This is a genomic window from Methylosinus sp. PW1 (assembly GCF_000745215.1).
Lineage (GTDB): Bacteria > Pseudomonadota > Alphaproteobacteria > Rhizobiales > Beijerinckiaceae > Methylosinus.
The window spans coordinates 2,900,171-2,915,000 of record NZ_JQNK01000009.1; the positions used below are offsets into that span (position 1 = coordinate 2,900,171).

Annotated in this window: 8 protein-coding genes and 1 pseudogene (1 of these 9 only partly in view); 4 read left to right on the forward strand and 5 right to left on the reverse strand. The window is 66.2% G+C overall.

Annotation, left to right across the window (positions count from 1 at the left end):
* Positions 1-337 precede the first annotated feature (337 nt).
* A complete protein-coding gene (locus K369_RS25005) occupies positions 338-2,533 on the forward strand; it encodes a methyl-accepting chemotaxis protein (protein ID WP_051949503.1) in 2,196 nt (731 codons plus the stop codon).
* A gap of 134 nt (positions 2,534-2,667) precedes the next feature.
* Positions 2,668-3,297: a PadR family transcriptional regulator gene (locus K369_RS23315; protein WP_036296404.1), complete on the forward strand. Its 630-nt coding sequence runs from the start codon at positions 2,668-2,670 to the stop codon at positions 3,295-3,297.
* A 153-nt stretch (positions 3,298-3,450) separates the two neighbouring features.
* Here the strand turns inward: K369_RS23315 and glmS are convergent, their stop codons facing one another.
* From glmS to glmU, 3 genes and pseudogenes are all read right to left on the reverse strand, one after another.
* Positions 3,451-5,277 (reverse strand): glutamine--fructose-6-phosphate transaminase (isomerizing), encoded by a 1,827-nt coding sequence (gene glmS / locus K369_RS23320; RefSeq protein WP_036294691.1) that lies wholly within the window; start codon positions 5,275-5,277, stop codon positions 3,451-3,453.
* A gap of 292 nt (positions 5,278-5,569) precedes the next feature.
* A pseudogene (locus K369_RS23325) lies at positions 5,570-5,863 on the reverse strand (HigA family addiction module antitoxin); the annotation flags it as partial.
* 109 nt (positions 5,864-5,972) lie between these two features.
* On the reverse strand, positions 5,973-7,331 hold the full coding sequence (gene glmU, locus K369_RS23330) for a bifunctional UDP-N-acetylglucosamine diphosphorylase/glucosamine-1-phosphate N-acetyltransferase GlmU (RefSeq protein ID WP_036296410.1): 1,359 nt from the start codon (positions 7,329-7,331) through the stop codon (positions 5,973-5,975).
* Between the two features lie 266 nt (positions 7,332-7,597).
* On the opposite strand from glmU, the gene K369_RS23335 reads away from it, so the two are divergent.
* Together K369_RS23335 and mdoH are read left to right on the forward strand one after the other, a co-directional pair.
* Complete coding sequence (locus K369_RS23335; protein ID WP_036294693.1) at positions 7,598-9,139, forward strand: glucan biosynthesis protein; 1,542 nt, start codon at positions 7,598-7,600, stop codon at positions 9,137-9,139.
* Positions 9,127-11,361, forward strand: a complete 2,235-nt coding sequence (mdoH, locus tag K369_RS23340; RefSeq protein WP_036294695.1) for a glucans biosynthesis glucosyltransferase MdoH — start codon at positions 9,127-9,129, stop codon at positions 11,359-11,361. The genes K369_RS23335 and mdoH overlap by 13 nt, the downstream gene beginning before the upstream one ends.
* Before the next feature lie 3 nt (positions 11,362-11,364).
* Here mdoH and K369_RS23345 read toward each other — a convergent pair whose 3' ends face one another.
* Together K369_RS23345 and K369_RS23350 are read right to left on the reverse strand one after the other, a co-directional pair.
* Entirely contained in the window at positions 11,365-13,875 is a 2,511-nt protein-coding gene (locus K369_RS23345) for a TonB-dependent siderophore receptor (protein WP_051949504.1), read from the reverse strand.
* Between the two features lie 435 nt (positions 13,876-14,310).
* Positions 14,311-14,830, reverse strand: the final stretch of a protein-coding gene (locus tag K369_RS23350; protein ID WP_036294697.1) for a glycosyltransferase family 4 protein. The gene runs 725 nt beyond the window's last position; only the last 520 of its 1,245 coding nucleotides appear in the window; its start codon lies off the right edge, out of view; its stop codon occupies positions 14,311-14,313.

The following is a 14,830-nucleotide window of genomic DNA, read 5'->3' on the forward strand; positions in this document are numbered from 1 at the left end:
GGCCGGGCCATTGTCTCTTCCGGCCTCACTCCTCTGCGGCGAGCCGTTTTGCGTCGGCAAGCGCCTTCACGGCGAGTCCCGCAACGCCGATCACGGCGAGGATCAGCATTGCGGCGTCTAGCCGCGCCGCGCTCGAATTCACGCGCCGCGTCTATGCGACGCTCGGCCGCCGAGGCGCATGTTAGAAAGTTGTTTACCCAAAACCGTAAAAGTGCAGAAACAAATTTCGTTTCGAAGCAGCGCGCAGCTTTGTCTCTTTACGTCCGACCGACGGCTGGTCGGACATCGGTCGGCCCCGATCGGCCGTGCGCCGTCGCTTCCCGGAGAAGGAGCGAGCATGCGCGGCGCGACCATCGCGACCAGGATCACCGTGGCGATGATCGGCTTCAGCGTTCTGCCGATTTTGTTTCTCTATGCGTTTTTCGAGCTGGCTGTCGCGCCGCATCTCGAGAATGTGTCCTTCTCGCCCTTGCGCATGGCGACGCTCGATCTCGGCGCCACGATCAATCGCGCGCTCGGCGATTTCGCCGCCGATGCGATCATTCAGGCGACGGCGCAGCCCATCATCTGGCAGTCGCAGAATTGGCGGCGCGTCGATGGGCGCAGCCCCATCGCCACTTTCATGAACGGCTGGCTCGCCGCGCAGCGAAACGGCAATCTGACGATGCTGCTGGGGCGCGACGGCTCCGTGCTGGCCGTCAACACCAAGGACAAGGATGGCGAGCCGCTGCCGACGGAAGCGCTCTATGCGCAGAATTTCGCCGGCGAGCGCTGGTTCGTCGATGCGATGGCCGGCAAGACCGTGCTCGAGAACAAGCGCGCGACCAATGTCGTCATCGACACGCTCATCGATGTGAACGACATTCTTCCGCGATCGGCCGAGCCCGATTTCGCCCTTCCCATCGCTGCGCGCGCGCTCGGCAAGGATGGCGAGGTCATCGGCGTCTGGGTGAGCTTCGTCGATCTCGATCTGTTCCGCCGCTATGTCCGGCGCGAATATGAGCGCATGAGCATCGTCGGCGGCGATCTCGGCGGCTCGCATATTCGTTATGATCTCGTCGATGCGAGCCATAAGACACTGCTCGTCTTCCAGCCGACTGGCGTCGGCGTGGGCGCGTTTCCGCTCGAGGCGATCGGCAGGCCCGCCGCGCCGATGATCGATCGGCTCGGCCGCGAGATCGGCGCCGAGAAGGCGATATCCCGCAACATCGATGGTCTGTCGGCGGTCTATGCGAAGCTGCCCCCGGTCGTCGGATTTCGCGGTCTCGGCTGGAGTCTCGTGCTCAGTGCGCCCGAGGCGCAATTGGCGGCGACGACGCTCGGCATCGCCGATCGGATTCTGGTCGCCGCGGCGCTCACAGGCATTGTCGCTGCGCTCGGCGGCTGGCGCACGGGCTCGGCCATAGCGCGGCCTTTGCTCGAGATCGCGCGCCGGGTGAACGCGCTCTCCAATGGCGACAAGACCGGCCTCGTGCCGCATTGCGAGCGGCGCGACGACGTCGGCGAGATGGCGCGCGCCGTGGAGACATTCCGCCGCGCGGCCATCGCCAAGGATGCGGCCGACGAAGCGGCGGCCGCGGCCAGCAGGGCGACCGAGGCGGTGGTGGCGACGCTCGCCCATGGGCTGCGGCAATTGTCGAATGGCGCGCTCACCCATCGCATCGGCGAGGCCTTCGCGCCGCAATACGAGGCGCTGCGCGTCAACTTCAATCATTCGCTGGAGACATTGCGCGGCGGCATGGCCTTGGTGACGGAGGCGGCGCAGAACATGACCGCGCAGGCCGGCGAGATGGCGAATGCAGCCGACGCTCTGGCGCAGCGCGCGGAGGGCCAGGCCGGCAATCTCGAGAAGATGACGACCGGCATCGCCGGCATCACCGAGGCGCTGCGCGAGACGGCGCAAAACGCCGCGCGCGCCGATGCGCTGGTCGCCTCGGCGCGCGCCAAGGCGGAGGCCTCCGGCGGGCTCGTGGACGAGACGATCGGCGCCATGGCGAAGATCGAGACCTCGTCGCTGCAGGTGGCGCAGATTCTCTCGGTCATCGACCAGCTCGCCGCGCAGACCAATCTGCTGGCGCTCAACGCCGGCGTGGAGGCGGCGCGCGCCGGCGCCGCGGGCAGGGGCTTCGCCATTGTCGCGCAGGAGGTGCGCCAGCTCGCTCTGCGCTCCGCCGAGGCGGGCGAGGAGATCAAGCTGCTGATCGGCGAGTCGAGCCGCGCCGTCGGCGCCGGCGTGAAGCTGGTGAGCAATGTGGCGCGCGATCTGCGGTCTATCGTCGGCGAGGTGAATGCGCTGGACGGCGCCGTGCGGCAAATCTCGCGCGCCACCGGCGAGCAGGCGGCCGCTCTGCAGCAGATCAACGCCTCCATCTGCGAGCTCAACCAGATGACCAGGCAAAGCGCCGCCATGGTCGAGGACGGAACGGCGGCGAGTCATGTGCTCGCCGAACGCGCGCGGGCCTTGCGCGACATGACCGACTTTTTCGACGTCGGCGGCGACCGGCGCCCGCCCAAAGGCCTGCGCGCCGCCTAGAGTCGAACGATCGAGCGGCCGCTCGTCCTTCCGCACCCCCAGGATTTTCAGACGAGATGATTTCTCAGGGCAGGGCTTGACTCGATTGTTATAAGATATATCTTAGAGCTGTCTAAATGAAAGGAGACACATTTATGAAGCATCATCACAAACATTGGGATCACGGCGACCATCCGGCTTTCGGCGGGTTGCGCGGAATGCGTGGCGGCGGGGACGAGCCCTTCGGCCGTGGCGGCCGCGGAATGCGCGGTGGCGGGCGGCATGGCTTCGGCCCCGGCGATGGCGAGCGTGGCGGCGGCCGCGGACGGCGGCGCATGTTCGAGGGCGGCGAGCTGCGGCTGGTGATTCTGCTGCTGCTCGAGAGCGAGCCGCGCCATGGCTATGACGTCATCCGCGAGATCGAGACGCGCACCGGCGGCGTCTATGCGCCGAGCCCCGGCATCGTCTATCCGACGCTGACCCTGCTCGAGGAGCTGGGACAGGTGGAGGGCCAGCCGACCGAGGGCGCCAAGAAGCTCTATGCGATCACCGATGCGGGCAAGGCCCATCTCGCGGAGAATCGCAAGGAGGCGGAGGCGGCGCTCGCCCGTTTCGAGGAGCTGCGCGCCAGAAGCGCGGGCGTCGATACGGGGCCGGTGTTCCGCGCCATGGGCAATCTGAAGACCGTGCTGCAGCAACGCCTCTCCGGCGCGCCGGACAAGGAGCTGCTGTTTCAGGTCGCCGATCTCATCGACGAGGCGGCGCGCAAGATCGAGCGGCTGTGACGCGTCGTCGTTTGCGACGGCAAGCCAAACCCTTCATCCTGAGGAGCGGCCGCAGGCCGCGTCTCGAAGGATGGGCCGCCGCGCCTTCTGGAGCATCCTTCGAGGCTTTTTGCGTTCCGCAAAAAGCGCCTCAGGATGAGGGGCGCGGACGCGTCACTCCACAGTGACGCTCTTGGCCAGATTGCGCGGCTGGTCCACATCCTTCCCCATGAACACCGCCACATGATAGGCGAGCAATTGCACGGGGACGGCGTAGACCAGCGGCGCGAAGGCGCCGCTCATTTCCGGCAGCTCGATGAAGCCGGCGAGCTCGGCCGCCGCCGCCTCGCGCGCCGCCGCCGAGCCGATGAGGATGAGATGGCCGCCGCGCGCGGCGACCTCCTGCAGATTGGAGACGGTCTTCTCCAGCGTCGCGTCCGGCGGCGCCAGCACGATCACCGGCATGGCGTAGTCGATCAGCGCGATCGGCCCGTGCTTCAGCTCGCCGGCCGCGTAGCCTTCCGCATGAATATAGGAGAGCTCCTTCAGCTTCAGCGCGCCTTCCAGCGCCAGCGGATAGGCCCCGCCGCGACCGAGATAGAGAACGCTCGAGGCGCGCGCCACATCGCGGGCGACCGGCTCGACCTTCGCCTCGCGGGCGAGGGCCGCGGCCATCTGGCCCGGCGTCGCCGCCAGCTCGCGCACCAGGCGCTTTTCGTCCGCCTCGCTCAGCACGCCGCGAGCGCGCCCGAGCGCAATGGCGAGGCTGGCGAAAACGGCGAGCTGGCAGGTGAAGGCCTTGGTGGAGGCGACGCCGATCTCGGGGCCGGCCAATGTCAGCGCAACGGTGTCGCTCTCGCGCGCGATGGTCGAGGTCTCGACATTGACGATGGAGAGAATGTGCTGGCCCTGCGCCTTGGCGTAGCGTAGCGCGGCCAGCGTGTCGGCCGTCTCGCCCGATTGCGAGACGACGATCATCAGCCCATTCTCGGCGAGCGGCGCCTCGCGATAGCGGAACTCCGAGGCGATATCGATATCCACCGCGAGCCGCGCATGACGCTCGATCCAATAGCGCGCGATGAGCCCGGCGTAGAAGGCCGTACCGCAAGCCGATATTGTGACGCGCGAAAGCTTCTTGGGATCGAAGGGCAGAGCGAAGGGCAGGCGCACCTCGCCGGCCGAGAGATCGAGATAATGCGAGAGCGTGCGGCCGACGACCTCCGGCTGCTCGTGAATCTCCTTGGCCATGAAATGACGGTAATTGCCCTTGTCGACGAGGAAGGAGCCCGCCTGCAACGGCTGGCGGCGGCGCTCCGCCTCCTTGCCGGCGGCGTCGTAGAAGGTGATCTTCTCGCGCGTCAGCACGACATGATCGCCCTCCTCGAGATAGGCGATCTGACGCGCGAAAGGCGCGAGCGCCAGAGCGTCGGAGCCGAGATAGACGCCTTCGTCGCCCCAGCCGGCGGCGAGCGGCGCGCCGCGGCGGGCGCCGATGAGCAGATCCTCCTCGCCCTCGAAGAGGAAGGCGAGAGCGAAAGCGCCATTGAGCCGAGCGAGCGTGGCCGCGACCGCCTCGCGCGGCGCGGCGCCCTTGCTGCGCTCCTCGCCGACGAGATGGGCGACCACTTCCGTATCCGTCTCGGTGGCGAAGACATGGCCCTTGCCGGTCAGCTCCTCGCGCAATTCACGAAAATTCTCGATAATGCCATTGTGGACCACGGCGAGCCCGCCGCTCGTATGCGGATGGGCGTTGGTCTCGGTGGGGCGGCCATGGGTGGCCCAGCGCGTATGGCCAATGCCGCTCGTCCCCTGCAGCGGCGAGGCGGCGAGCTTCTCCTCGAGATTGCGCAGCTTGCCGCTGGCGCGCAGGCGCGTGAGCTTGCCCTTCTCCAGCGTGGCGATTCCGGCCGAATCATAGCCGCGATATTCGAGCCGCTTCAGCGCCTCGACGAGAGAGGGCGCGACGGGCTCGCGTCCGAGAATGCCGACGATGCCGCACATGCAAATGTCTCCTCGGTCGAAGCGCTCGGGAGCGACCAGACTACCGCGATTTCGGTTACGATTATCCTAGACAGAGCATTAGGGCATTTCTCGGAGCCGGCCAGGACGCGATTCTTTCTGCCGTTCGCGGGAGAAGCGGCTCCGCCATAGGGCGTCCTTGAGGACGCCCGTCGCGAGCGACGAGCTTTGGCGAGGTCGGATGCAAGGGGCGCTGCGACTTTTGTTCAGCTATAATTTTTTTTTCGACCGATGAGGCCGGCCGGGCCCTCATCGCCGTCGCCTCGAACCGCGTGATCTTCGCCAGTTCGGCGCGGGCGGCGCTCTCGACCGTCGCCAACTCGTAGCGAACCTGTAGGTTCAACCAGAATTCCGCCGTCGTGCCGAAGAAGCGGGCCAGCCGCGCCGCCGTGTCGCCGGTGATCCCGATCTCTTCATTGGCGATACGCTCGATTCGCGTCCGAGGCACGCCGCAAGCCTTGGCGACGCGTCCGGCGGATAGGCCGAGCGGCTCGAGGAATTCTTCCCGTAGCACTTCGCCCGGATGCATCGGCGGAAGCGTCTCGACGATCTCCATCTCGCTCGCCATGGTTCTGCTCCCGCTCAGTGATAGTCGACGAATTCGGCTTACGGAAAGCAAGGCGCTTGTATCACTCGCAGATACGTTCGGCGTGGTTGGAGGTCGCTGCTGGAGAAGATCACGCGCCCGATTTCTTCGCCTTCTGGACGCGGCGGAAACTCTCCGCCCAGCCGGTCTTCTCCATCTGGCGGCCGCGGGCGACGGCGAGGGCGTCCGCCGAGACGTCCTTGGTGACGACCGAGCCCGAGCCGACATAGGCGCCGTCGCCGATCGTCACCGGGGCGACCAGCGCCGAATTGGAGCCGATGAAGGCGTTTTCGCCGATGATGGTGCGGTATTTGAAGAAGCCGTCGTAATTGCAGGTGATGACGCCGGCGCCGATGTTGGAATGCGCGCCGACGGAAGCGTCGCCGATATAGGTCAGATGATTGACCTTGGCGCCTTCGCCGATCTCCGCGCCCTTGATCTCGACGAAATTGCCGACCTTGGCCTGCGCTGCGAGCTTTGCGCCCGGCCGCAGCCGCCCATAGGGGCCGACTGTGGCGCGCTCGCCCACCAGCGCCCCCTCGAGATGGGAATAGGCGTGAATGACCGCGCCATCGGCGATCTCGACGCCGGGGCCGATGACGACGCCGGGCTCGATCGTCACATCGCGACCGATCTTCGTGTCATGGGAGAGAAAGACGGTCTGCGGGGCGATCAGCGTCGCGCCGCCGAGCATGGCCGCGCGGCGGAGGCGCTCCTGGGCTACGGATTCGGCGCGGGCGAGCTGGACGCGGTCGTTGACGCCGAGAACCTCCTCCTCCGCCGCGACCACCAGCCGCGTCCCCAGCCCGGCCGCGGCGGCGCGGGCGACGATATCCGTGAGATAATATTCTTTCTGCGCATTGGCGGCGTCGATCCCGTCCAATAGCGCCAGCGCCTTTGCGCCGGAAATGGCCATCAGCCCGGCGTTGCAGAGCCGGCAGGCGCGCTCGGCCGCGCTGGCGTCTTTCTCCTCGCGAATGGCGGCCGGGCGCCCTTCGGAGTCGCAGAGTATGCGGCCATAGCCGTGCGGATCGGCGGCCTCGAAGGCGAGAACGGCGACGGCGGCGCCCTCGACCAGCGCCGCGCGCAGGGCGGCGATCGTCTCGGCGCGCACCAGCGGCGTGTCGGCGAAGAGCACGACGATATCGTCCGCCCCGGCGAAGGCCTCGCGCGCCGCCAGCACGGCATGGGCGGTGCCGAGCTGCTTCTCCTGAACGAAGATTTGCGCGTCCGGCCGCTGGCGGCGGGCCTCGGCGGCGACATCCTCCTTGCCGGCGCCGATGACGACGGCGATCTCGTCCAGCGCGGCCGCGGCGGCCAGCACATGGCCGAGCATGGACCGCCCGGCGACCTCATGGAGAACCTTGGGCCGGCGCGATTTCATGCGCGTGCCCTCGCCGGCGGCGAGAATTACGGCGAGGGAGCGGCGGTCGGTCGGTCGAGCTTCCATCTTGCTGCGCGGCCTCTGGCTCATGGCGGGGAGGGGACGGCGGGGCGCTCGCCCGGCCGTTTTCCTCGCGTTCATATTCGTCCTGATCATATATGCGTCTTGGCAGATTCGCGGGCGGGGGAGCAAGCGCAGGCTCGGCGCGAGGTTTCCGCCGCGCAACCAAAAACAAAAGTTTCGTGTTCCGAAGTCCGGGCTTTCAGGTATATCCGATAGACAAGTCCGCCGTTTTTTCCCGCCCCTTCGTCAGTCACGGGTCCCGGTCCCGCATGTTCGTACGCAGAGACCTGTTGAAAGCCTCCTTGACCGCGCTCGCCGGCGGAATCTCCGGCGGCCGCGCTTTCGCCCAATCGGCTTCGCCGGCCCCCCCGCCGCCGGCGCCCGCAATTTTCGGCCGGGAGGTGGTGATCGAGCTCGCCCGCGCGCTCGCCAAGCGCCCTTTCGCCGCCCCAGCGGCGGAGCTGCGCGAGCCTTTCGCCAATCTGAGCTATGAGCAATATGTCGGCATAAAGACCAAGCCGGGCGCGGCCATATGGAGCGGGGAGAATCGCGGCTTCTCGGTCGAGCCGCTGCATAGGGGATTCATCTTCGGCGCGCCGGTCGAGCTCTATGTCGTCGAGGACCGGATCGCCAAGCGAGTCGCCTATGACCAGGCGAAATTCGACTATGGCGGTCTGAAGGTCGGCGACAAGCTGCCGGATATCGGCTTTTCCGGCTTCCGCATTCTCGCCCCTCAAAGCGCCGGCGCGCCGGACACGGAGCTGGCGCTGTTCCAGGGCGCGAGCTTCTATCGGGCGCTCGCCCGCGGCCAGACTTTGGGCGTCACCGCCCGCGCCCTCTCCATCCGCACCGCCGATCCGCGCGGCGAGGAGTTCCCCGTCTTCCGCAGCTTCTGGATCGAGAAGCCGTCGCTCGCAGGCAACGCCCTCGTCATTCACGCACTGCTCGATTCGCAGAGCGTCACGGGCGCCTATCTCTTCACGCTGCGGCCGGGAGAGGCGACGATCATCGACGCGGAATTCACGCTGTTCCCGCGCGTCGCCATCGATCATCTGGGGCTCGGCGGCGCGGCTGCGGCCTCGCTGTTCACGCCGCTCGACCATCGCCGTTCCGATGATCCACGCCCCTTCGTCGCCGAGACCAATGGGCTGCAAATGCTCACCGGCAAGGACGAATGGCTCTGGCGCCCGGTCTCCAACCGCGAGACGCTGCAAATCTCGGCCTTTGTCGATTCCAATCCGAAGGGCTTTGGATTTTTGACGCGCGACCGTGACATAGAGACCTATCAGGACGACATACAGCATTGGGAGCTGCGTCCCTCGCTGTGGGTGGAGCCGATCGGCGATTGGGGCGAGGGCTCGGTGCAGCTCGTCGAGATTCCCTCCGAATCGGAGGTGAACGCCAATATCGTGGCCTATTGGCGGCCCAAGCAGCCGCTCGCCGCCGGCAAGGAGGCGACTTTCGCCTATCGGCAGTTCTGGTGCTGGAGCCCGCCGGCGCGTCCGCCTTTCGCGGTCGCCGTCTCGGCTTTCGGCGGCCGCGCGCCGTCGCCGAAACTGCGCCGCTTTATCGTCCAGTTTGCAGGCGACAATCTCGGCGATCCCCAACGTGTCGCCAATCTGCGGCCCGTCTTGACGACATCGCCCGGATCGGCGACGAACATTCGCATCTATCCTAATCCGAAGGCGAAGACATGCCGCGTCGTCTTCGACGTCGATCCTGCCGGCGAGACCTTTTGCGAGCTGCGCCTCGTCCTCCATTCGGGCGACGAGCCGATCAGCGAAACCTGGCTCTATAGATGGACGGTGTAGCTCTCTCTCTCGTCGAACCCATTCCGCCGGACGCCGTCGCGCCGACGCCGCCCGTCGATCCCGCCGCCGCGCCGCCCATGCCGGCGGAGCGCCGGCTCGAGATGCCGACGCAATCCTTCTGGCGCTTCAAGGCGAAGGAGCGTCGCCGGCGCTTGGCGCCGAAGCTCTGGCGCACGCCTTGGATCTCGCGCTTCGTCACCTTCGGCGGCGGCCTCGCGCTCACCGCCTATGGCGGCTACGAGATGTACCGCGTCATCGACGTCGGCGGCGTCACCACGCTGAAATGGGCGCTGCTCGCGCTCTTCGTGCTGAATTTCTCCTGGATCGCGCTCTCCTTCGCCAGCGCCGTCGTCGGCTTCGTCGCGCTGCTGTTCGCGCGCCGGCCGCCGCCGCCGCCGGAAACGCTCACAGCGCGCACCGCCGTCGTCATGCCCATCTACAATGAGGCGCCGAGCCGCGTCTTCGGCGCGCTGCAGGCCATATTTCAGGATGTGGAGGCGACCGGCCTCGGCGCGCATTTCGACTGGTTCTTCCTCTCCGACACCACCAATCCCGATATTTGGATCGCCGAGGAGCGCGCCTTCGCCGCCATGCGCCGCAGGCTGGGGCCGCAGGCGCGCGTCTATTATCGCCGCCGCGAGAAGAATATCAGCCGCAAGGCCGGCAATATCGCCGATTTCGTCACCCGCTGGGGCGGCGCCTATGAGCATATGGTGGTGCTCGACGCCGACAGCCTGATGGCCGGCGACGCCATCGTGCGCCTCGCCGCCGCGATGGAGGCCGACCCGGACGCCGGCATCATCCAGACGCTGCCGCTCATCATCAATCGCAACACGCTGTTCGCGCGCGTGCAGCAATTCGCGGCGCGCATCTATGGTCCCGTCATCGCCGCCGGCCTCGCGCAATGGATGGGCCGCGACGGCAATTATTGGGGCCATAACGCCATCATTCGCACAGATGCTTTCGCGCATCATTGCGGCCTGCCCGATCTCAAGGGCCGTCCGCCCTTCGGCGGGCATATTCTCAGCCATGATTTCGTCGAGGCGGCGCTCATTCGCCGCGCCGGCTACTCCGTCTATATGATGCCGACTCTCGGCGGCTCCTTCGAGGAGAGCCCGCCCTCGCTGATCGATCTCTCCATCCGCGATCGTCGCTGGTGCCAGGGCAATCTGCAGCATTCGCGCATTCTCGGGGCGCGCGGCTTCCATTGGGCGACGCGGCAGCATTTCCTCACCGGAATCTTCGGCTATCTCACCTCGCCGCTATGGCTCTGCCAGCTCTTGGTCGGCATCGCGCTCGTCTTTCAGGCGAGCTATTTCCGGCCGGAATATTTCACCGCGAAATTCACGCTCTTCCCGGTGTGGCCGCGCTTCGACGCGGAGCGCTCGCTGGCGCTGTTCGCGCTCACAATGGCGATATTGCTGGCGCCGAAATTCTTCGGCCTCATTCTCGCGATGATCGATCGCGAGACGCGGCGCGGCTCCGGCGGCATTGTCATGCTGCTGGTCTCGACTCTGTTCGAGGTGCTGATGTCGGCGCTGCTCGCGCCGATCATGATGCTGATCCAGACGGGCCACGTCTTCCACATTCTGTTCGGCTTCGACACCGGCTGGGATCCGCAGCGGCGCGACGACGGCTCGGTTCCCTTCAACGCCATCGTGCGCCGCCATCAATGGCATGTGGCGCTCGGCGCGCTGACCTTGATCGCCGGCCTGATGATCTCGCCTTCGCTCGTCGCCTGGATGTCGCCGACCATCGCCGGCCTGATATTGGCGATCGGCATCTCCTATATCACCGGCCAGCGCTGGCTCGGCCTCGTGTTCCGCCGCGCCGGCGTGCTGGTGACGCCGGAGGAGACGACGACGCCCAAGATCGCGCGCAAGGGCCGCGCGCTGCATCGCCTGCTGGCGCGCGCCGGACAGGATGAGGAGAATTGCCTCGTCGCCATCCATGGCGATCCCGAGCTGCGTGCGCTGCACGAGGCCTGGCTGCCGGCGCGCCCGCCGCGCAAGCGCGGAATGGTTTCCGCCGATCGCGCTTTGGCGGAGGCCAAGCTCGCCGATGCGGAAGCGCTCGAGGATGCGGTCGAATGGCTCAATCGCGGCGAGCGGCTGGTCGTGCTCGGCGACCGCGCTCTGCTCGGCATGCTCGCGCGCCTGCCGCGCCGCGCCGAGAAGGAAGAGGCCGCGGCGCAAGAGGATGCGACGCGGCTCGCGAGCTGAGCGTCAGAACTTCAGCGACGCGCGCACGTAGTAGTAGCCGCCATTGACGCCGAAGGGAGAGAAGGTCGGGAAGATCGCGGCGCCGAGACTGCGCGTCCAGGGCAGGGTCTGATCGGGCCGCACGCCGAAGAGATTGTTGCCGCCGATCGCCGCGCGCAGGCCCGAGCCGAAATCATAGGCGATCTCGCCGTCCGTGATGAATTTCGGCGTGATGACATTGGTGTAGAAGGGCGCGCTGCCGGTGAGCGGCGAGGCGACGACCGAGCTGACATTGCCATATTGCGTGAAGTGCAGCGAGAAGGTCCAGGCGTCATAGCTGTAGGACCCGCCGAATATGACCTTGGTTCGTGGCGTGAGATCGGTGATGTTCGATCGCGCCGCGGCGTTGAGCAGCGGCGCGCCGTTGAAGGCCGCCGGCGACTGCGCGACGGAGAGGATCGTCGTCTCGAGGAAGCTCGCCGCGGCGTCGAAGCGCAGCGCGCCATAGGGTCCGAGATCATAGGCGTAATCTGCCTTCACATCGACGCCGCGCGTGCGTGTGAAGGCGCCGTTGACGAAGAAGCTGACGACGCCCGTCGCGCCCGCCTGCAACGTATTTCCGCTCGCGGCGATGGCGGCGAGCGCGGAGGGGCCGGTGAGGCTGCCGGTCGCGACGATGCGATCACGTAGGTCGATCTGATAGGCGTCGACCGAGACATGCAGATCGCGCAGCGGCTCTGTCACCACGCCGAGGCTGATATTCGTCGATTTTTCCGGCTTGAGCGGCTGCGCGCCGGCGACGCTCGCCGCGGAAGAATTGGGCGGCAGGACGATATTGGCGGTGGTCGGCGAGACGGTCGTCTGCGAGAAGAACTGCTCTGCGAGCGTGGGAGCGCGAAAGCCGGTGCTGACCGTGCCGCGCAGCGCGATCGCGGGAGAAATGTCGTAGCGCGTCGAGAGCTTGCCGTTGATCGAGTCGCCGAAGTCGTTGAACGTCTCGTAGCGGCCCGCGATATCGATCTTCCAGTCCGGCAGCGGCTTGCTGGAGAGGTCCACATAGCCGGCGAAGGATTCGCGGCTGTGATCGCTCGCATCGGTCGGCCGGATTCCGACCCAGGCGGCAGGGCCGGAGGAATAATAGGAGAAGAAGTCGCCCTGACGAACGGCATAGGTCTCGTGGCGATTCTCCGCGCCGACGGAGACATTGACGGGCGCGGGCAGGAAGCTCGGCGCGAATTCCTTGCCGAGATCGAGATTGATGGTGCGCAGCGTGCGGAAATATTGGCCGATGTAGAATTGCCGCGGCGTCCAGCCGGCGCCGAAGGCTTTGAGCGTGTCGTTGAACAGCGCGACATTGGCGGATTGGTTCAGCCCGACGTCGATCTTGTCGGAGCCATAGGTCAGGCTGAGATCCCATCGCACATCATCGAAGACCTTGCCCTTGGCGCCGCCGCTCAGCGACCAGTCCTCCTCATGGATCGTCTCGGCCGGAACGAAGCCGGAAGGGTCGATGATCTTGTTCCCCGCCGTGCCGTTGAGATTGGGCGCGCGATAGTTCTGGAAGGATTCGCCGCGCCGGCCCGCGCCCGTGCCGAAGAGATAGAGCTGGACGCCATTGTCCAGCTCATATCCGGCGTTGAGGCCGGCCGAGCCGGTGATATAGGCGGGATCGCCGATGATCGCCGAGACATTGGGATCGACCCAAGGGTAGGGCGTGCCGGGGCCGACGCGCAGACCGGTTCCGTCCTGCGTGCGATCCGGGCCGGTCTGATTGCTGTGCAGATGCGAGGTGATGTCGGCGCCGAGCGTCAGAAAGCCCTGGTCGCCGAGCGCGAAGCTCTTGTCCGCCTGCAGATTGCGCGTCAGTCCATTGCCATGCGTGTTGGGATTGTAGCTCTGCCCATAGGAGCCGACGAGCGCGGAGAGTCCGCCGCCCTCGGAATCGGCTTTCAATATGACGTTGATCACGCCGGCGATGGCGTCGGAGCCATATTGGGCGGCGGCGCCGTCCTCGAGAATCTCGACATGATCGACGAGCGCCACGGGAATGAGATCGAGATCGGCGCCGGCCGCGCCCTTGGTGAAGCCGGTCGAGGACAGATTGGCGGTGCCGTGCCGTCGCTTGCCGTTGACGAGCACGAGCACATGGCTGGCGGTCAGGCCGCGCAGGCGCGGCGAGCGCACCAGATTGTTGATGTCGCCGCCGACGCCATAGATCGAATAGGACGGATCGAGCCGCTGCAGCGCATCGACGAGATTTGTGCGTCCCGTCGCCTTCAGCCGCTCGCCGCTCACAACAGTGATCGGCGCCGTGCTCTCGCGCGCCTTGACGCCATAGTCGCGCGTGCCGGTCACGATGACGTCCTCGATTGCCGCCTCACGCGGCTTCTGCTCGCCGCTGTCCAGGGCGCGCGCCGATGGCGACAGGATCGCCGCCGCCAGCGCCAGCACGCTCGCGCCGAGGCGTTTCGTCATCGGATGCAACGAAGGCGAGGCGGCGTGAGCGGGGCGGAGGTCGGCGCGAAGGAAAGTCATGGCTATTCTCCTCAGAAAAGAACGAATTGGTATTTCCGCGAACGCGCGAACACTCGCGCCGGCCGATGTCGATCGACGGCCTTCTGGCTGAATTATCCGTAGCCTAATCGCTGTGCTCGAGCTTCTGCAAGACAAAATTGACAATCAATTCAATGTCGATAGCGATGTCTGTAGAATTATTCCATTATTATCGAGGATATTCCGAACAGCTATTTCGAATAGGCGATGCTATTCGTCAATTCCGTCTGTCATTTGCCGTAATACGAGAATTTTCATGCGTCCACAGTCGCAGCGCCTGGAAACGCTGCGTTGCTACCGTGGGAGTCGGAAGCTCAGTCCAGACCGGGGACTCGGAACAGAGAAGAAAGTCTCGGCAAGCTCGTCTTCGCGACGAATATCATCGTCACGAATGACGAAATCTGAAAGAGCTGCGCCTCAGGCCGCTGTCTTGTGGCGCTCGGCGATCTCGCGATAGACGGCGAGAATGCGCTCGATGTGCCGATCCAAGGTCGGCGGATCGCGCCAATAGGCGGCGTGCGCGCCTGCCGACAGACGCGCGACCAGCGCGTCATCCTTCATCCGCGTCAGCGCGCCGGCGAGCGATTCGACATTGGCGCTCTCAAACCAGAGGCCGGTCTCGCCATCCGTCACCTCCTCTCGTCCAGCGCAAACGTCGGAGACGATGACGGGCGTTCCCATCGCCTTCGCCTCCATGACGGTGAGCGGCTGGCCCTCGTACCACAGCGAGGGGAAGACCAGCGCCCGCGCGGCGCGCATATGCGCCCGCGCCTCGCTCGGCGGCAGCCAGCCGAGGAAGCGCGCCTGCGGATAGCGCGCGCGCAGCTCATTGGCGATCGGCCCATCGCCGATGAAGACCGGCGTGACGCCCGCGCGCGCCGCCGCCTCGGCGAAAAGAAAGGCGCCCTTTTCCGGCGACAGGCGCCCGACGAAGATG

Excerpts from the sequence above, each read along its gene's own strand:
- glmS (WP_036294691.1), bottom strand. The coding sequence starts at position 5,277 with ATGTGCGGCATCGTCGGCATTCTCGGACGCGAGCCCGTCGCGCCCTCT.
- K369_RS23335 (WP_036294693.1), top strand. The coding sequence starts at position 7,598 with ATGTTCGTACGCAGAGACCTGTTGAAAGCCTCCTTGACCGCGCTCGCC.
- glmU (WP_036296410.1), bottom strand. The coding sequence starts at position 7,331 with ATGGAAGCTCGACCGACCGACCGCCGCTCCCTCGCCGTAATTCTCGCC.
- K369_RS25005 (WP_051949503.1), top strand. The coding sequence starts at position 338 with ATGCGCGGCGCGACCATCGCGACCAGGATCACCGTGGCGATGATCGGC.
- K369_RS23345 (WP_051949504.1), bottom strand. The coding sequence starts at position 13,875 with ATGACTTTCCTTCGCGCCGACCTCCGCCCCGCTCACGCCGCCTCGCCT.
- mdoH (WP_036294695.1), top strand. The coding sequence starts at position 9,127 with ATGGACGGTGTAGCTCTCTCTCTCGTCGAACCCATTCCGCCGGACGCC.
- K369_RS23315 (WP_036296404.1), top strand. The coding sequence starts at position 2,668 with ATGAAGCATCATCACAAACATTGGGATCACGGCGACCATCCGGCTTTC.